Source organism: Prolixibacter denitrificans, from assembly GCF_003014495.1.
GTDB classification, from domain to species: domain Bacteria; phylum Bacteroidota; class Bacteroidia; order Bacteroidales; family Prolixibacteraceae; genus Prolixibacter; species Prolixibacter denitrificans.
Map to the genome: position 1 here is coordinate 45,205 of NZ_PYGC01000004.1, position 18,751 is coordinate 63,955.

At 42.5% G+C, this 18,751-nt stretch carries 14 protein-coding genes; 3 read left to right on the forward strand and 11 right to left on the reverse strand.

Annotated features, from left to right (window positions below):
• From CLV93_RS09240 to CLV93_RS09275, 8 genes are all read right to left on the reverse strand, one after another.
• On the reverse strand, window positions 1-1,203 hold the full coding sequence (locus tag CLV93_RS09240) for a PilN domain-containing protein (RefSeq protein WP_106541914.1): 1,203 nt from the start codon (window positions 1,201-1,203) through the stop codon (window positions 1-3).
• Between the two features lie 10 nt (window positions 1,204-1,213).
• Entirely contained in the window at window positions 1,214-3,118 is a 1,905-nt protein-coding gene (locus tag CLV93_RS09245) for a type II secretion system protein GspD (protein WP_106541915.1), read from the reverse strand.
• A gap of 82 nt (window positions 3,119-3,200) precedes the next feature.
• The gene (locus CLV93_RS09250; RefSeq protein ID WP_106541916.1) at window positions 3,201-4,625 is read right to left on the reverse strand and encodes a GspE/PulE family protein; all 1,425 of its coding nucleotides are present in this window, start codon (window positions 4,623-4,625) and stop codon (window positions 3,201-3,203) included.
• Window positions 4,603-5,133 (reverse strand): prepilin peptidase, encoded by a 531-nt coding sequence (locus tag CLV93_RS09255; RefSeq protein WP_106541917.1) that lies wholly within the window; start codon window positions 5,131-5,133, stop codon window positions 4,603-4,605. Before CLV93_RS09255 ends, CLV93_RS09250 begins: the two co-directional genes overlap by 23 nt.
• The gene (locus tag CLV93_RS09260; protein WP_106541918.1) at window positions 5,133-5,546 is read right to left on the reverse strand and encodes a type IV pilin protein; all 414 of its coding nucleotides are present in this window, start codon (window positions 5,544-5,546) and stop codon (window positions 5,133-5,135) included. Before CLV93_RS09260 ends, CLV93_RS09255 begins: the two co-directional genes overlap by 1 nt.
• Before the next feature lie 805 nt (window positions 5,547-6,351).
• On the reverse strand, window positions 6,352-6,798 hold the full coding sequence (locus CLV93_RS09265) for a hypothetical protein (protein WP_106541919.1): 447 nt from the start codon (window positions 6,796-6,798) through the stop codon (window positions 6,352-6,354).
• A 185-nt stretch (window positions 6,799-6,983) separates the two neighbouring features.
• Window positions 6,984-8,303: a GntP family permease gene (locus CLV93_RS09270; protein WP_106541920.1), complete on the reverse strand. Its 1,320-nt coding sequence runs from the start codon at window positions 8,301-8,303 to the stop codon at window positions 6,984-6,986.
• A 310-nt stretch (window positions 8,304-8,613) separates the two neighbouring features.
• Complete coding sequence (locus CLV93_RS09275) at window positions 8,614-9,183, reverse strand: hypothetical protein (protein WP_106541921.1); 570 nt, start codon at window positions 9,181-9,183, stop codon at window positions 8,614-8,616.
• A gap of 420 nt (window positions 9,184-9,603) precedes the next feature.
• Between CLV93_RS09275 and pheA the strand changes: the two genes are divergently transcribed.
• A complete protein-coding gene (gene pheA, locus CLV93_RS09280) occupies window positions 9,604-10,449 on the forward strand; it encodes a prephenate dehydratase (protein WP_106541922.1) in 846 nt (281 codons plus the stop codon).
• A 16-nt stretch (window positions 10,450-10,465) separates the two neighbouring features.
• Here the strand turns inward: pheA and CLV93_RS09285 are convergent, their stop codons facing one another.
• Window positions 10,466-12,202 carry a S41 family peptidase gene (locus tag CLV93_RS09285; protein ID WP_106541923.1) on the reverse strand — a complete coding sequence of 579 codons (1,737 nt, stop codon included), beginning with the start codon at window positions 12,200-12,202 and terminating at the stop codon, window positions 10,466-10,468.
• A 347-nt stretch (window positions 12,203-12,549) separates the two neighbouring features.
• Here CLV93_RS09285 and CLV93_RS09290 point away from each other — a divergent pair, with 347 nt between their 5' ends.
• The gene (locus CLV93_RS09290) at window positions 12,550-13,092 is read left to right on the forward strand and encodes a heme-binding beta-barrel domain-containing protein (protein ID WP_106541924.1); all 543 of its coding nucleotides are present in this window, start codon (window positions 12,550-12,552) and stop codon (window positions 13,090-13,092) included.
• A gap of 160 nt (window positions 13,093-13,252) precedes the next feature.
• On the forward strand, window positions 13,253-14,341 hold the full coding sequence (locus tag CLV93_RS09295) for an alpha/beta fold hydrolase (RefSeq protein WP_106541925.1): 1,089 nt from the start codon (window positions 13,253-13,255) through the stop codon (window positions 14,339-14,341).
• Between the two features lie 110 nt (window positions 14,342-14,451).
• Here CLV93_RS09295 and CLV93_RS09300 read toward each other — a convergent pair whose 3' ends face one another.
• Together CLV93_RS09300 and CLV93_RS09305 are read right to left on the reverse strand one after the other, a co-directional pair.
• The gene (locus tag CLV93_RS09300; protein ID WP_170108912.1) at window positions 14,452-16,857 is read right to left on the reverse strand and encodes a glycoside hydrolase family 31 protein; all 2,406 of its coding nucleotides are present in this window, start codon (window positions 16,855-16,857) and stop codon (window positions 14,452-14,454) included.
• 304 nt (window positions 16,858-17,161) lie between these two features.
• Window positions 17,162-18,379 carry a DUF763 domain-containing protein gene (locus tag CLV93_RS09305; protein ID WP_106541927.1) on the reverse strand — a complete coding sequence of 406 codons (1,218 nt, stop codon included), beginning with the start codon at window positions 18,377-18,379 and terminating at the stop codon, window positions 17,162-17,164.
• Window positions 18,380-18,751: the final 372 nt, after the last annotated feature.

Consider the following 18,751-nt stretch of genomic DNA (forward strand, 5'->3'; position numbering starts at 1 on the left):
CTAAAATTTAATTTCCAGTTCAAAATTTCCCGTATGGTGCCTATCATCTACCGAATACGATACCAGTTCTACCTCTTTCACCCAGTCTTCACTGCGGATCCTTTTTATCCACCGGCTAATCGCCGTCATATGTCTCGAGGTTCCCTCCACGGAGATTGTCTTTTCCTGGTAAAGAATAGCTTTTCCTTCTTTGGGCTTCTGCATCAACTGCTGAAGCTCCATTTTGGTCAGTCGAATCGATCCCGGTAATGTAGACGCCAGCCTGTCGGCATAAAATGAAAACCGGGTAGATACATCGTTGCCAATGTATTTATCAACAAAGAATTGTTTCTTTTTCAGCTTCGACTCTAATCCGGACAATTCGGTGAGATAGTTTTCATTGTTGGATACCTGCATCCTTAATCCCGCATACCGGCTGCGCAGATTATCCCAAACAAAATAATTCACCGTCAGGAATAACAGCAGCACGCCCAATACAACGATGCCTCCTTTTTTCAGCAGATATCCGTAAGTGTACTCTTCCCGTGGCTTACCCAGCAAAGGGATATCATCCATATCACCAGACAAAAATTGCAGGCAAGCAGCCAAAAGAGCAATTACGCTTGAGGATACCAGCTCTCCTTCTATGGAATATGTAACACGCGACTCATCGCTGTTGGCCGAGAACGAATGAAGCTTTCCATCCTTCAGGAGTAACTTCCAACGTCCGGTGATGACCTCACTGCTTACAGTGGGCAGCAGGGGAATGATTGCTGCTACTGGAAACGGCCCAAATTTCAAATCGACTACATTGACTCCATTGTTTTCGCAAAAATCAAGGACCGTCTGCAAGAGCTCCGTTCGCATAATGGATACCAACTCTCCGGTCCCATCTCCTTTTGCATACCGACGAACGATAAAGTCCGAATCATCTGACTGAAAAGAGCTGCCATTCTCCGAAGCGTGTCCTTCCAGCTCCGCGTCCCGGAGTAAAATCCCGACACCATCGAGATGTAATACCACCGGAATATCAGGTTTAAAATAGCTTTTAACGGCATCCCAATCGTTTTGACTTTCGGTTTGCGAAAGGATTTGAATCTCCTGCTTTGTCCGCTTCAGTTCCACTACCGAAAACCGCCAGTCATCGCGGGTGAGAAACGTAATGCCTAAGCCGGTGACCCGTGACGTCCTTTTTAGTATATGTCTGTCAAGATTTAACTTCAAAACCTCTTCTTTATTTGATAATGGTTGGTTTGATGAACAGATTCAGCTTCGACTTGGTATTCGATTTTTCCCGGCTGGAAAAGAACCACCGTATAATCGGAATCCGGGCCAAAAGCGGTAGTCCGCTGCGGGTATCCTTCACTTCCTTCTCTTCCAATCCTCCCAGCAAAATCATTTCCTGGTCTTTCACCCGGATGAGGGATTCGAATTTGCGCGAGACCTTTCCGGGAGGTGCATATTCAGAAATACGACTGGTGAAATCGGACTGCTCCACCTTAATATCCAGTGTTACTTCGTCATTTCCCGCAACAATCGGACGTATGGTGACGGCCAACTCTGCATTCACTGGTTTATAAGTGGTAGCCACCTGCGATTGGGTGTTGATGGACCCATAAATGGTGTTCATCTCTTCCTTGTAGTATTCGGTATTTCCGATACTCATCGTGGCTTTGTGTCCATTCAGCGTGGATAACTGTGGTGTGGACCGGAGATCGATCACCCCGTCTTCCTCCAGTGCTTTCAGCGTCATATAAAAGTTCGACTTCACTTTTCCCAGGTTCACCCAACCAAAGCCGTTCAGTCCATCAATCAAATTATTAATCGCTTTCGAACTCAGGGTCATATCAACCGATGGAAAAACAGTTCCCTTGGTCGTGACCGGTTCATCAGATAAACCGGCGGTAATTCCGGTCGCCAGCGCTTTACTGTTTTTGTTGTCGATAATCAACACTTCAATCAGTATAACAGGAATCAACTTATCGACCTGATGAATAAACGTGGCCAGACGATTAACCCGTTCCTGCGGACCCGAGAGAATAATACTATTGATATCAGGATACTCCTTTATTTCGACCCCGGTCTTTAGCTGCAACGGAATAATTTGAACTAACGAATCGACCGTACGGTATTTTAGCTGAATCATCTTCACATCCTGTAAAGCATCAATATTCCGTTTCCCTATCCAATAACGACCGTCAACAATTTTAAACGTCGCATCAGTGCCTGCAAACAATTCATCAATCAGCGAAGCAAACGAGATGCGATCATAATCGATCGACACGTTATCTGTCAAGGGCCCTAATAATTTGTATGGTTGATGACATACATCGAACAGTTTTTCCACCACCTTATCCAAAGGAGCATTGGCCGTATGTATCTTCACTGAGTCTTTTGTTAACGCCTCAATATCGATGGTTCCGTCACCTATGGAATTTCTACCGGAAGAACGATGTTGTTGCATCTCATTTGCTCTAACCGGTTGTTTAGGTTCCCATACATAAAAACCACCATCTGTTTTGGTCACCGTAAAATTGTTCTCCATTCCCAGCTTGTCCATCGCATCGGTCAGCGGCATATTCTGGATATAGGAACTAATCACTTTTTTGCTGAGCTCGGGTGTCACAACAATGTTATTGCCTGTTTTCCGGGTAATTTCTTTCGCCAAATCCTGAATGGGAACCTGCTCAATCGACATATTGACATGATGGGAACTCGTATCCACTTCGATTTGAAGTCTGTCGGAAAGAGGCGTCGGCGCAGGCCTGTTTTTCCGGATATTGATGATATTGCCTGCCGCCTGAAGATTAATATCATAATTATCGACCAGAAATTGCAAAATATCCCGTACCCTGACGTGAACGAAATTGTTGGTAACCGTAAAATTGAGCGTCGGATCAATATTGATGTTCAATCCCGTTTGGTTGGCAACTCCTCTTAAAAATTCCTGCACCGGGGTAGCATTGACCGTGATATCGATGTTCTCATTGAGTGCCGGAATTTTATTGGATAGCGAATCCAGTAAATGGATGACCGGTGTGTTTTCCGTTTGTCCAACTGCTGAAACGGGCCTGGCTATCAATATTAAAACCAGACTCATCAGGGGTAACAGTAATAAAAAGCGTTGTCGTAAATTCATATATCGGGATCAGTTCAATGCAGATTCTATCTGCACCAGGTTTAATCTTGTGTTCTTTTTATTTTCTTCTTCTGCAGTTTGCTCAACCGGAAAGAATGGCATACACCTCTTCCAGCGAAGTCGTTCCATCGACCAGTAATTGAAAGGCTTGATCAGACAGGGTCTTCATTTTCTTCCTTTCATAATATTCGGTTGCATTCAATTCATTCCTGCGAATCATCTCGCGCAGGTCATCATCAATCGTAATCACCTCATACACGGCAATACGTCCGTGATACCCCGTATAAAAACACTCAGGACATCCCACAGCCGTAAAATGGCTTTCCGGGAAAACTTCCGGCCGGTAGTTCCAACGCACATCGGTTGCGTTAAATGCTTCTTCTTTTTTGCAGTGCGGACAAAGTTTACGTACCAGCCGCTGAGCAATACTCAACTTTACAGTGGAAGAAATCAGGTAAGGAGGAATCCCCATATCGATTAACCGGGAAATGGTACCCCATGCAGAATTCGTGTGTACTGTCGATAAAACCAGATGGCCAGTCAGCGCCGCCCGGACTGCCATTTGGGCCGTATCACCGTCGCGAATCTCACCGACCATGATAATATCCGGGTCTTGTCGCAGGAAAGTGCGGAGCGCACTGCCAAACGTTAACCCAATGGCTTCTTTTAACTGAACCTGGTTAATCCCCTCCAGCATATATTCAATCGGGTCCTCGATGGTTAAAATGTTCGTTTCATTGCGGTTCAGCAACTTCAGCGTAGCATACAAAGTTGTGGTTTTACCTGATCCGGTCGGTCCGCTAATCAAAATCAATCCGTTGGGATTCTTTATTCCTTCCAGGTATTTAGACAATTGTACTTCGCTAAATCCCAACCGGTCAATTTGGATCTGGGTAGCATCTCGGTTTAGCAAGCGCAATACGACTTTTTCACCGTACAACGTGGGCAACACCGACACCCTTAAATCGAATTTGTTCCCTCCCTGCTCATAAATGATACGTCCATCCTGTGGTAACCGCTTTTCAGAAATATCCAGGTGCGATTTGATCTTGATCTTATTCACAATGGCCGGATATTCGGTAGTAGGTATCACATACCGTTCCACCAGCTTGCCGTCGACGCGGAACCGGACCCGGCACCGCTCCTCGTAAGGTTCCAGATGAATATCACTGCTCTTGATTTTGGCCGCTTCCTCCAGGATCATCGACAACAGATCCTTCGATTGGGAATTGAGCCATTCTACATTCTTCCGTTGGTGATTATTGGGATAGTGCCGGTTCAGTTGCCGGGTAATCCAATCCGATGGCACCGGTTTTAACGCCACCTCTTTGCCCAGCAATACCTCCAGCTCGTTTTGCAGTTGCGCAACATCTTTCTCCTCCTCATAAAAGAAATGAAGCTTACCATTGGTGTGTCCCGCCGGAATAATCCGGAGATACCATGCCTGGGCCGTCGATAACAACTGCCGGTGTTCGGTACTTAATTCAAAAACTTCCTGATAATCCATAAATCACCTTTCCAATGTATTGGTCGACCCAGTCGCCTTTAGCTCCCATCCATAGCAGGGAAAACTGGTATATAATCAGCCCGGCTGCCAGAAATCCAGCAAACGGAACCGAGGCTTCTCCTGACTTACGTACCTTAGTCACGATTATCCATACAAGCAGCGTTAAAAAGCTAACCAACGAAATGAACACCAGGTAACCGGCCAGTGTAAAGTTTACTCCAATGATGATGAGCATCACCATATCGGCCGGCCCAAAGCCCGAAAACAGATCACCCGAGTTCTTTTTTCCAAACCGTATCCAGGCCCACAAAACGAATACCTGCAGCCCGATAGCCACCAGATTAACCGGGCCTTCCCATAACAATTCCTTTCCAACCAACAAATAACGAATCCCGGCAGAAAGAAGGAACGCTGCCAACAGGAAGAAAACCGGTATTTCCCGGGTGCGGAAATCAGATACGGCAATGAGAAGCAAAAAGATAACCGATAACAACAGCAACCAAACCATCAATCCTTGGTTACCTGTTTCAAATTGTTATCCTGGTCAATCTCCCAGACGTTGAATATCCCGTCGCCATCGAAATCGACCACCGCCGTGGCTTTCGCTTTGAAGGTATTGGCTGTTGCCTCCGTAATGGTAATCTGGTAATTGGCATTTCCTCCGTCGGTGACCAGTTTCTCCTGCACAAAATCGAGCTGGTCAATCTCATTCGTGTATTTCGAATGCAGGTAAAAATAGTTCTTCTCCAACGTGTACAGATGGTTTAACTGCATTTGCGCCTCTGTGCTCTTTGCCCTGGATATCAAGGGCATCAGGTTAGGCAATGCAATCAGCAACAATATGCCGATAATGACCAGAACAACTAATAGTTCTGGCAATGTAAAGCCTTTCAGCATTCGCGAGGTGATGGAAAATTTCATAAGTCTGTTTTTTCAGGTTCGATCGTTTCGTATCCTCGTTAGTTTTTACAATCGGCTGAACACTCCTGGTAAATACAGCGAAAACTCGTTTAACGAATTTAATCCTGAATGAAAGATAAGGTTATCACCTCTCCTTTCATCCCGATATGATGGTCCAGTCAATGGTAGTCTTAGTTAATTTGTAAGATTGTCTTTGAAGATGACAACTCATACATTTATTAATACATCATATGGGAAAATGGTTACCCGGTTTTTCTTAAAAATATCGTCTTAATTGACCTGTTATACAACTTGAAATTTCTTTTGCGAGAATTGTTATGAGAATATAGTACTGCTTCGGCAAGTTTAACTCATCGAAGTAAGTAACCGTCAATTCCCGCAGGCCATCACTGGTAGCGTTTCCGTTGCCGTCGTAGCTCAAATTGCCACTTTTATAGATTCCATTATACGTACCGGAGATGCGGCTAAGCCGGTTACCTGCATAGGTATACCCTAGACTCTCCCGGTTGTTACCTCCTGAATTCTTCCGGGTGAGGTTGGTGATGTTCCAGTTCCGGTCATATCCGTGTATGACATGAAGTCTTCAAGAGAAATAATAAAACTACTTTGTGGTTAATTTTTCTTACAGTCAGCCAAGAGCACTAAGTTTTTCATAAGGAACACGCCGACGATCTTGCTAGTTGGTTTTTCACCAAATTTTGTAAAAGATACTCTTATTAAACCATCGTAAAGCAATTGATTTATCTTTGTCAAATCACATATAAGAGTTATTCGTTCTTCAACGAATAACTCCTATATATATAATTCACCATGAAAGGTTTATTGAATTTACTGACTCGTCGCTCATTCCTACATCATACTGAAAAGACTGAAGCTGCCATTCAACATTGGGTTTGTAAAAGATGAATGTAAAACGTAAAGGCTGTCTATCATACATTAACATGTAACTACACACAGTATAACGTTCATTTATATCTTTCTTTTTTAGCAACTCAAAACCATTCAATTTACCTAGTTTCGTCGTAAATTCTTTCAACTGCATGATTACTTTTTGGGTATCTTCCCTACTCCCACTAGCCAACCAACTATTGGTTGAATAAGCATAATTTAAAGCACTTTCTACACCTTTTGTTTCGTAAAGCGAGAAAAATTTTTTAATAATAATCTGGGAACCACCATCTTTAGAATTTGATGAACAAGAAGACTGAATTAATGTAAAGAGTATAAGTAAAATTTTAAATCGATTCATCATATTGATTTATTAATGATTATTGATTTCTTCTGAATGAATGCAAAAAGATAGGTCACGAATAAGAGCAACATTAAAATATTAAACGTTTTGTGGACCGTTCTTTTAATCGACTTCATCGTTTTATATTAAGTTAGTCTCTGTATAAATCTAATATAACTATTAAAGAAAAGAAAACAGTCTTGTTCTTATCCAATAATCAAATTAAGTGTGTAAATAATTATGATACCTGTAATACCTTGCAGCAAGGTGGCCATCGTCTGACTCTTCAACGCTGTGGAGGTATTCATATCCGAGAATTGTGAAACCACCCAGAAATAGCTGTCATTCAAATGGGAAACAGTCATTGCTCCGGCACCGATAGCCAGAACGGTCAACGCTTTGCTGGTTTCGGATGACAGTCCCAGAGAACCGAGCAGAGGTGAAACGATAGCTGCCGTAGTAATGATCGCCACGGTTGACGAGCCTTGTGCCGATTTCAAAATGGCAGCCAGAATAAAAGGCAGCAAAATACCTACCTGAAAATCAGATAAGCCCGACCCGATGATATCGCCAATACCACCTGCCCGCAGAATCTCGCCAAATGCTCCTCCGGCACCGGTAATCAAAATAATAACACCCGCTTCTTTCAAACCCTTTATGGTCCAGTCAAAATGAGTCTCCTTAAAGCTATGTTTCAGCGCAAACGCCAGGATGACTCCCATGAAAAGTGCGATTACCGGATTTCCCATAAAAACAAGAACCTGGTATATCCAATCGCTCCCAAACGGATGCGTCGGGTAATCTGCGATGGATTTAAGAGCAATTAGGATGATGGGGAAAATAATCGGTGCAAAGGAGACAAGATTACCGGGTAGCTTTTCCGGCTCTTCTTCCATCTCTGTCTCTTCTTTTACGACAACACTCACTCTCTTGCTGATAAATTTCGCCCAAAAGTATCCAGCCAGTGAAACAGGCAGCGCAACAATGAGGCCTAAAAAAATGACCATTCCCAAATCAGCTTTCAATGCTGCCGCTGCAGCCAGAGGACCTGGTGTCGGTGGGACAAATACATGGGTTGCATATAACCCCGCCGCCAGCGATATGGCAAAAACCACAAGGGAGATACCCGATTTTTTACTCAATGCTTTATTCAAACGGGACAGGATCACAAAACCGGAATCACAAAACACAGGGATGGAAACGATAAATCCGGTCAGGTTCATAGCCAACGCCGAACGTTTTTCACCGATCATTTTCAAAATGGTACGGGCAATCTTCATGGCCCCGCCACTCTTTTCCAGGTAGACTCCAATAATGGTCCCGAATGCAATGATGATACCAATGCTGGAAAGTGTTTTTCCAAAGCCTTCCGTCAATTTCCTGACGATAACACCTCCATCCATTCCGGAAACGAATCCCATAACAACGGCCGCAAATAGCAAGGAAAGAAAGGGATGAATATTGAACTTGGTTGTTGCAATCACAACCAGGAAAATGACCAGAATTAAAGCGAGAATAATTACCATATCAATACCGTTAATGTCAGTGGCTTTTCAAGTTACCAATATACGAATAGGTAAATATCAGAAAAAGAGCCGAAAATAAACTTTGTCAAGTTTTTATTCACAACAGAAAATGTACGGCAATCTTCTTTACATCGGTACTTTTAAAATCAAGGCAACAGATCTCCCCCCTCAACAATTTGACTCCTGAAGAATGTACTTCCAGGATTAAAAAACAGGAACTGTAGATAGAAAAATAAAGACCGTTGTAAGAAAAACTTAATTGTTTACTCACCTCAGCAATTAGGAGCTGATTGAACTTTTCAGCATAAATCTATTCCTTCCACTTATTTATCAACGAAATAGGTGACTCTTTTAATGTAACTCTATTCTTATTAAGCTGATAGTATTCTATCATGCTCTTGAGTTTATTTTCATCGTCCAAAGAACGGATTAGAAACTCAACTCTTCGTCTTGTTCCATCATATGCGATTTCAATCCAGTTATTACCTCCTTGGTCTTTAATTGTACGTTTATATATATTTTTATCAGGCACAGCATTTAGTGAAATTTTCAGTGAAATGCTTTTTAATTCATAAACGACATCCTCCATCAAGATTCTTTCTTTACTAATTCGAACTTCACCTTTACTATCTTCCTGGTTAGCCACAAGCAACGAACCAACTACTAATAAAATGAACACAACAACATACAATGCAACTTCTAACCCATAAGGAATATCCAAAATCCAACTCAAAAAACTTCTACTTGCCCCCCTTGATGCAACTGCTCCAGCTAACAATGTATCCAATCCGATAATTACACTCCCTGCAATACGTTTTGCAAAGTATTTTTGAGAGTTAATCAAAGTAAAACGTAAATTATTGTCCTGATTTGTTTGCATAGTTTGAGTCTTTCAATACTCGATTTAAGCTAAAAATTTTATTAAAAAAATAATTTTGTATTCAAGCAAGCAATAATCGTCTATTTAATTTCATTTATAACATATTAAAATATGAGTAGTAGATCACAACAATACAGAGAAGAAGTAACAAAAGAATGTCTTTATATCAAAAAACACCCTACGCTCATCAGGATTCAGATTTTTGTTCAAGACCTGTTCTTTTAAGTATCTATTTGTTGATTTATTGGGCCTTATCTCTGAAATGCCCTAATTTTATCAAAATCTACGCTTTAGGTTGGTCTCTCTTCAAATTCAAAAACAATTAATCAATTCTGAATTTTTATTTATTTGGTACCTTCACCATCTGAACTAAAACAGACGAGCACCGTTATCTTGATTTAAGTTAGCATTGAAAAGAGGATGAAGAAGATTGCCACATTGGGCCCGAAAGGAACCTATTCGGACAAAGCCACGAAAATATTCAGAGCCCAATTGAATGAAGAATACGAGATCGAGTACTACCCTTCCATTAAAAAGGTTTTAAATGCCATTGGTAATACGTGCGATTACGGAGTTCTGCCCATCGAAAACCTGACGGAAGGTTTCGTATCTGTAGTACTGGATTTCCTGGTTTCATCGGAGCTCAAAATTGTCAGTGAGATTATGCTTCCCATACAATTTTCATTTGTTGGAAAAGCAGCAAATCTCAAGGACCTACAGCTTTTGTATGTTCAATACGTTGCCAAAGGACAATGTGCCGATTTTATTGATTCGCTGGAAAACGTAGAAATCATTACGACACAAAGCAATATGGAATCACTCGAAAAAGTAAAGGAGAGCAACGATGCAGATGGAGCTATCGTACCTTCCGATTCCTATTCCGAATCAGAATTTCCCCAGGTAATTGAGAATGTAAACGACTATCCCAACAATGCCACGCGCTTTCTTGCTTTCACGAACAATGCTGCACCGGACGCATATTCTTCCGCAAGAAATCACAAAACTTCGCTGATCGTAATTGACGATAACGACCGGGCCGGATTACTGGAAGGTATCCTCTCCTCCTTCGCCAAACGGAGTATCAACCTCACCTCCATTGTCTCGCGTCCAACCGGTCAGGCATTTGGCAAGTACCATTTCTTCATCGATTTTGAAGGGCACATCCGGGAAGAGAAAGTGACCGCCGCATTGGATGAGATTAAAACGATGAACAAAGTGAAAGTGCTGGGCTCCTATCCTAAATCTGGTATCCTGCATGAACAATGATGCCAGCTGTTAAAATTTAGTCCTTGATCAATTTCATTGTGTATTCCATCACAGCATCTTTCCCTTCCAGCAAATCATCGAGGCCAGGCGTAACCGAATAATCCGGAAGCAATGGCTCACCTTTCCTAAAACCAGAAACAGCTGTTTGAAAAGTGACTTGTGGTAAATTGAATCGAATCCCTGTTTCGGGCAAAGTCAGCTGTTTGCTGCCATCATTGCAGTAAAACGATCCTCCTGATTCCTCGCCTATTAGTGTGCCCAATTTATGATAACGCAACAGTGACAAAAAATGCCCGGTTGTCGATAAGCAACCACCATCCATCAGTACATAAATATCCCCTTTGAATGCATTCTCTTTTACCGGCCAGGGATGATACAACGGAGCGATTTCAGGCCTTTCTTCCGGCTGCTCAAAATAAATGAAATCCGATTTGGCCAGATATGATAACAATTCGGCGCCAAAGAACGGATGTCCACCTTTGTTACCTCGCACATCGATAATCAAATGTTGAACATTCTTCGACTTCATCTCCGCGAATGCTTTCTCCAGAAAAGCAATGTAATCATCGGGGTTACGAGCCCAAAAACCGGAAACCGTCAGGATGACTGTACTCTTCTTCTCGTCTGTCTTCAGATTGACCGGCAATCCGGCAGGAAATCTTTCGAGATACACTGCCCTCATAGCTTCTTCCAGCTCTTTTCCCGTTAAAGCCCTAACACTTAACCGAACCTTTTCACCGGAAGAACGAACACACTTCAACTCATATGATCTGGTTTTACCAATATACCGGACATAAACACGCGAAAAATCAGCGTTTACTTCAAAAGTCTTAGCAGTTTGATTGTAACCGTCTGAAGGAATACAATCCATCAATCGTTTATAAATATCCTCCACTGTTCTCCCGTTGATTGACAGCACCTGCATTCCCTTTTCAACCGATGACGATTGACTGTAATCGTTAATAACATAAGCCTTTCCCTTAACAAACCGGATATCCAAAGGAAGAAAACCCGGAGAATCAGTTATCATCTTTTCATAGGCTTCTGACGGGCGAATTCCGGTATGAACGCAATGAACCTTCTCAACCACCGGTGCTATCAAACGGAAGAATTCATCTTCTGTCATTTCATTTTGGATATTTGCATAAGTTTGCACAAAAAGCCGGTCAAATTCTTTCTTTGAGGTATAGAGGTAAAGTTGTGGATGCGTTTGCTCCAGCTGCTTTCGCAGAAAATTGAAGTCATTCTGCAATTCAGTTACCGAATATTTCCGATCCAACGCATCTGCGCCTACCTCTTTCCCTGCCAGATACCCCTTCGACGGCTTTTCCACTTTTCGAACCTGAACTGGCTGAAACGAGTTATCAGGGAACTGAAACTCCCCGGAAATAGCATTTCCGTCCTCTGACAAAGCTCCTCTGAAAGGAGTATTCTTGGCCTCAATCAAGAATTTAAGCTGCTTGCCATCAAATTGAATATCACTCAGTGCATCATCCTGGATTTGGTTGTTTTCCTGGTAAAGGAAGATCCGACCAACTGTTGCTCCGTCTTCTGATTCCTGAAAATGCAGAATCATCGTGAGATGATTGCCGGGCATAAATTCGCCTTCCCAATAACCGCTGATTTTATGAAAATCGCTGGTTTCCTGCCCATGAACATTTAAAGACAGAAAAATTACAAAAGCCAGACTGAAGGAAAAAATTGAAAACCATAAAGGAATTAGGTTATCCTGAGTTGGAAAATTCTTTTTCATGGCTTGTTCGTTTTTGTGGTACCAATCTAAAGACTATTCAATTTCCGAATTCGATGCAAAATCACCAACTAATTTTATCGTCAAAACACTACACTTCAATCAGTTTACTCACTTAAATCAGACAAATCATCACCTTATCTAAAATATTTTGACAACTTGCAAATACATTCTTTACTATTCATTCTGTTGACATTTCGTTTGAAAACATAAAATGTGCTTTCAAATTATGATTGGAATCCCTTACTTTTATATGCGAAGGGAATAAAGGGGAATAAGTGCACTGAATGTTTCTTCCCGGAAAAGTTCAGGTTCACCAATGAATCAAACCTATAAGTGAAAAGTTCCAGATGAGTATTTTGAACAAACGAAATATTGTCCTGCTAATTTGTTTGCTTTCGTTCTCCGGCGTCTCGTTTGCCCAGGGAAATCCGCTCGAACAACTCAATTTTTTAATCGGAGACTGGATGGGAACAGGAAGTGGATACGGTGACACGAAATCGAAAGTGGAAGTATCCTTTTACTACATCATGCAGGGAAAATTCATCGAAATGGATGCTGAATCGAGGTTTGCCCCGAAAGGCAAGAATAACAAAGGCCAGTTTCATCAGGAGAAAGGCTTTTTTAGCTATGACGAGGACCGAAAACTGATTATCTACCGTCAGTTTAGCAACGACGGCTACGTCAATCAGTATTATCTGAACGACACCATTTCAACAGCTCACACACTGGTTTTCGATACCGAAAGAACCGAAAACTTTGTCCCTGACGGAAAAGCAAGATGGATTATCCAAAAAGAAGGAGACCAACATCTAAGCACTTCATTCAATGTTGCTTTTCCCAAACAGGATTTCGTCAATTTTGGCTCGCAAGAATTGATAAAGAATCCTTAAAATCGCCATACAAACCACCAATTCCTTTCAGGGATACACCCTCCAACAGAAACTCCACCAATTAGTTACACCTTCAAAAGAAGCTCATAAAATCACCAATTTCATTTGAATATCCACTTCAGATTCGGTATTTTCGAGAATCAAACCTAACTAACTGATTATGTACAAACTGCTATTTGCCTGCATTTTCTTATCGGTAACGGGTGTTACTTTCGGCCAAACAAAAAAATCGTCCTCATTTATCGATGAAGAAATTCGAATTCCTGTTCCAAAATCCGAGCTATATGTCCGAATGCGAGGAAATCCGAATAAACCATTAATCATCAATTTGCACGGAGGCCCCGGAGGATATTCCGGAATTGATATAAAACTAATGGGCCCGGGTCTCGAGAGCCATTATCTTATGGCGTGGCTCGACCAACGCGGCTGCGGAAAGTCCCCTGTCAGTTCTGATTCAACTTTGCTCAATGTTTCTCAATACATCGAGGATCTCAACATTGTTGTCGACACATTAATTAGCCGTTACCATAAAACCAAAATAAATCTAATTGGAACTTCCTGGGGCGGCATGTACGGCTTTCTTTATGTCCTCAACCACCAGAAAAAGGTTGGCGCATATGCTTGCGTTGATGGTAAAGCCAATAGTCAATATCAGAACAGTTCACTTATTGAACACGAACTACGTTTGATTGAAAAGAAACTTGGTCAAAATCCATCTCAAAAGGAAAGAGAAACGCTACTAGCAATGCAAGAAGATTTGCAACGAATTAAGTCAAGTAACTTCGAGAAATTTTACCTGGATGTCAATCGCATTAAACATGAATATCCTCCAAAACTCGGATTCAATGCTTATTTTGCAGATACATCAAAAATCATCTCAACTAAATCGATTTTAGCCGATTCCGCATTGTTGACTTTAATGAAATATAGCCCAAAAGAATATTTAGCAATAGGTCCTAAAGCAGAACGGGTCAACAGAGCTTTTCGTAACAATCCGGATTACAACAATATGAATATTGAACCCGAGCTGAGAAAAGTAAAAATACCGGTTTCAGTTATTCAAGGAGAAAAAGATTACGTGGTAGGGATAAAACACGCACACTTAATTTACGACGCACTAACCGATTTATCACCAGAAAAAAAAGAGTTGCACATTATTCCAAACACCGGACATGTGCCAGCTATTGAAAATCCGGTAATTCTTAACGAAATACTTAATTCCTTCTTTGGCAAGCATGCCGTCGACTAATTTAGCTTAGTCAAAACTTCGAATTCACAAGATCTTATATCTTAACAAAAAAGCCTGCCGGCAGGAACACTTCCCTCCGACAGGCTTTCACTATATTTTATGTTCTCTTCTTACCAGGAAAGAACCGTTTCGCCATTGTTGGCATCCAGTGTCAGCGTTTGCGTATCGCCTTCACCTTTTTGCAGACTCATCGTTTTTCTTCCAACTTTCACTGAATTCATCGCATCGAAACCATGCAATACAACCTCGATTTTGTTGAACTTCGACGTGTAATTACCTTCGGCTTTACCAATAGTAATCTTTTTAGCCGCCGGATCGAAAGCGAATTCTCTTTTCAGGAAATGACCATTCTCGTACTTGTAAGTCGTTCCGTCATCTTCGTAATACAAATATTTATTGGGCTCGGAACCACTATAAATATTCAGTCTCATGATACCATCGCCCTTTTGAGCTGTGTTCTGAACCGTCGATTGCATCGGAATAATGGCACCAGCCTTTACAAATACCGGCAGGTCCGACAGCGGCGCATCCACAATAACCGACTGACCGCCGTCGTATTTTTTACCTGTACTCTTGCGGTACCAAACGCCTTTCGGCAGATAAACCCGCCCGAAGTTCTGCTCGCTGGAAACCGGCGCTACGAGAATGGAGGGACCGAAAAGATACTCATCCTGGAAATCCGGGTTGTAAATATTCTTATCGAACGTGTAATTAATGGCCAGCGACCGTGCAATCGGCATTCCCGTTTCGTGCGCCTGATAGAAAGCTGAGTAAATGTATGGCAGCAATTGATAACGCTCATCAATATACTTCCGTGATATGGCCTCCACATCTTCGCCAAAAGTCCATGGTTCGTGAGCCCGTGAATTATACTCCGAGTGACTGCGAAAGAAGGGAGTGTAAGCTGCAATGGATATCCAACGCGCAAACAATTTACGGTTCGTCGTTCCTCCCATGAAGCCACCAATATCAGCTCCTACATACGGTACTCCGGCCAATCCCATGGAGTTAATCAGCCGCGATGCCAACAGCATATGCTCGTCAGAAGCTACATTATCTCCGGTCCAGATAGCCGAGTAACGCTGTATTCCTGCGTAAGCTGCGCGGGTAAGAACCAACGGACGTTTACCATCCATCAGTTTGGTAGCGCCCTGAAAGGTACTGCGGGCCATTTGCATACCATAAACATTGTGAGCTTCCTCCATTGTCCCCTTATGACCTTCCATATCGAATTCCACCAGGTTGGGCACCATATTTCCCCACGAAGCCGGCTCGTTCATGTCGTTCCAGAATCCGGTAACGCCGTCCGCAACCAGTCCTTTGTAAAGATTTCCCCACCAGGTCCGAACTTTCGGATTCGTGAAATCGGGGAAATTGCAGGTACCCGGCCAAACATCAGCCGACCAATTGGTTCCGTCGGGATATTTCACAAAGCAATCGTTCTTCAAACCGCTGTCGTAAGCCCAATAGCCTTTTTCCTTCTTCACGCCCGGATCGACAATGGTCACGATATGGAATCCCATGTCTTTCAACGAATCAATCATGGCTGACGGATTCGGGAAACGCTCTTTGTTCCACGTAAACACCTTATAGGCATCCATATAGTGAATGTCGAGATAAATCACATCAGCCGGGATTTTCTTCTCACGAAATGTGCGGGCCAGGTTCAATACTTCCGTGTCCGGGAAATAACTCCAGCGACTTTGCTGAAAACCCAGTCCCCAAATGGGTGGCATCTTGATTCGCCCTGTCAAGTTGGTGTATTCTTTCAACAAATCAGCAACCGAATGACCACCAAAGAAGTAATAATTCATTTCTCCATCGACCGCACCAAAACTGGAAAACCGGTTGTTCGATGCACCAAAATTGAACGTTGCTTTGTACGTATTATCAAAGAATATTCCGTAGGACAACTTGTTGTGCAAGCCAATATAAAATGGCAACGAAGTATAAAGCGGGTCGCCGTTCGTGGCATAAGCCGGGTTGTCGGTGTTCCAGTCCACGTAGGCCGAACCACGACGATCGAGGTTTCCTGTTTTCTCACCAAGTCCGATGAACCGTTCACCGGGCTGCAGCTTTTTGTAACAAGTAGTCCCCGTTCCGAGCCAACTGATTCCCAGCCCCGGATCGTCTTCATTCAGCAACTTACCGTCTTTATTGTAAAAACGGACCAGTACCGGATCCTTATTCACCTCTACTTTTAACTCACCGGTCGATAACACCAGTTTGTCTTTTTCGTCCTTCACGGAAGTAAATTTCCCCGAAGGCTCTGTAATCACTGCGTACGAGGGCGTAGTACTAAACTCGTTCTGAGTGGCGCGAACCCGAACAACCTCGGGGCCGTAAACCGTCAACGAGAGTTTGGCGTTGCCCGCCGAAATTAAAACGCCGTGTGGAGTTTCTTTCCAGGAAGTAAAATTCCCAATCTGTACACTTAATCTTCCTGCTGCAAATGATGGCATGCTCATAACGACTGCAAACATAACAGCAAAAATCGTTTTCCGGATTGTCTTCATGTGTTTTAGTTTATTGACATTTGGCAAACAAGACATATTGATTTCTGATACACATCGCATTGATATGTTTCAAAATTCAATATCTCCTTAATACCAGTATTCTCTTTTTCAGTGATAAACACCGGTAATATTCCACTAAGTTGTATGGTTTGGTAGGTAGTTGAGTGTGCCAGTTCTGAGGATCAAAATTAAGGCTTTGGCCGAATTATCTTTCATAATTTTAAAGAAACCTTCTCATGTGAGCCACACAAATACGAGGTTCTTTTTCAGATGTATGTACAAACTAGCCGGTTCTCACCAAATGTCAAAACAGTTCCAATTGCCCGTCATCCAGGTTCTTCCTCGTTTTCTTTTTGTCATCAAACACTGTTCGTCCGCCAAAAGCTTTCGACTCTTTTCGCTCCTGCTCAATATACTTTTCAAACTTTTCGGGATTGGGAACAAAATCCTTTTCAAGTTTGAAAAGTAAATCAGAAAGCTTCTTGATGGAATCCTTCTTTTCGGTTTCTCCAATTTTTGCCCTCCGAACAGCATCCTGAAGAAAATGAATCGATTCGTCATAAACAGAGGTTTGCACCGGGAATGGGTGTCCGTCCTTTCCTCCGTGTGCAAAAGAGAAACGAGCCGGATCGTGAAAACGCGAAGGTGTTCCGTGAATCACTTCGCTAACCAGGCTCAGCGAACGCAGCGTCTTTGGTCCCAGTCCCCGCAGCAGCAACAAATCATCGAACTTCTCGAACTGGCTATCATAGGCCATGGCCAAAATCGTTCCCAAGCGTTTCATGTCCACGTCAGTCACTTTTACATCATGATGACGGGGCATTAAAACCTTTCGGATTTCAGGCAACATCCTACCGGGATTTTCTTTTCCTACATTCAGAATTCCTTCGCGGGAAGACGCAGCTTCATGCGCTGTCAGATTCAATATCAATCCCTGATTGTGTCCAATAACCGATGCATGCGGCTCATCAACGAACGAGCTCACTTTTTCAGAAAGCCAGTGATAGCGACGAGCCATATTATTTCCATCGTTCATTCCCTGCTGCACCACAGCCCAGTTTCCGTTCTGCGTCAGAATGAAAGAATGCAGATACAACTGAAACCCATCCTGCAGTGCTGTATTGTCCACTTTGGCGGTCAGCTTGCTGGTGCGCACCAATTCGTCTCCGTTTAAACCGGTCCGATCACCTATGTGCAATAATTCCTCGGGCGTCTTCCGGGAATGCTTTCCCCGACCTCCGCAGACGTAAATTCCCAACTCTTGTGAAACCGGATTCAGAGCATGTTTCAATGCTCCCATCACCGAGGTGGTTATTCCTGAAGAATGCCAGTCCATTCCCAAAACAGCACCAAACGATTGGAACCAAAACGGATCACTGATACGCCGGAGAAATTCGTCCGGGCCGTACTCCTCAACGATCGCTTCCGTAATCGCCAGTCCCATCGCCCGCATGCGCTCATACAACCATGAAGGTACGCGTCCATAATGAAGTGGCAAATCAGCCTGTCCCGAACGTTTCATTCAACCAACAATTTAGATTAAAACCAATAAGACAAAGTTAAAAACGGTTTCGCGTCAAAGCATAAAATTATTCAAACCCAAACACTTTCTTAAAAAATAATCTCTAAATGATAGTTTATAACTTCAAAAATAACGATAAGAAACAATAATAAATATTAAAACAACTACCTGATGAACAATTCATTATCACAGAAACGAACAATAATAAAAAATACCCCTAAAATGCTTTCCAGAACAATTAAAAATTCTGCATAACGCGCACAAAAATGACGTTTTGGGGAATCAGCTTCACATAATTCACATTAATCACATAATAATTATATGATTAATTAAAGTGCTGTGAGGCTCGAATTTAAAGGACTTATTTATCTG

Bases quoted from the DNA above. Each gene is read 5' to 3' on its own strand.
- CLV93_RS09285 (WP_106541923.1), bottom strand. From the start codon at position 12,202: ATGAAAAAGAATTTTCCAACTCAGGATAACCTAATTCCTTTATGGTTT.
- CLV93_RS09265 (WP_106541919.1), bottom strand. From the start codon at position 6,798: ATGATGAATCGATTTAAAATTTTACTTATACTCTTTACATTAATTCAG.
- CLV93_RS09300 (WP_170108912.1), bottom strand. From the start codon at position 16,857: ATGAAGACAATCCGGAAAACGATTTTTGCTGTTATGTTTGCAGTCGTT.
- CLV93_RS09305 (WP_106541927.1), bottom strand. From the start codon at position 18,379: ATGAAACGTTCGGGACAGGCTGATTTGCCACTTCATTATGGACGCGTA.
- CLV93_RS09245 (WP_106541915.1), bottom strand. From the start codon at position 3,118: ATGAATTTACGACAACGCTTTTTATTACTGTTACCCCTGATGAGTCTG.
- pheA (WP_106541922.1), top strand. From the start codon at position 9,604: ATGAAGAAGATTGCCACATTGGGCCCGAAAGGAACCTATTCGGACAAA.
- CLV93_RS09270 (WP_106541920.1), bottom strand. From the start codon at position 8,303: ATGGTAATTATTCTCGCTTTAATTCTGGTCATTTTCCTGGTTGTGATT.
- CLV93_RS09275 (WP_106541921.1), bottom strand. From the start codon at position 9,183: ATGCAAACAAATCAGGACAATAATTTACGTTTTACTTTGATTAACTCT.
- CLV93_RS09290 (WP_106541924.1), top strand. From the start codon at position 12,550: ATGAGTATTTTGAACAAACGAAATATTGTCCTGCTAATTTGTTTGCTT.
- CLV93_RS09255 (WP_106541917.1), bottom strand. From the start codon at position 5,133: ATGGTTTGGTTGCTGTTGTTATCGGTTATCTTTTTGCTTCTCATTGCC.
- CLV93_RS09260 (WP_106541918.1), bottom strand. From the start codon at position 5,546: ATGAAATTTTCCATCACCTCGCGAATGCTGAAAGGCTTTACATTGCCA.
- CLV93_RS09295 (WP_106541925.1), top strand. From the start codon at position 13,253: ATGTACAAACTGCTATTTGCCTGCATTTTCTTATCGGTAACGGGTGTT.
- CLV93_RS09250 (WP_106541916.1), bottom strand. From the start codon at position 4,625: ATGGATTATCAGGAAGTTTTTGAATTAAGTACCGAACACCGGCAGTTG.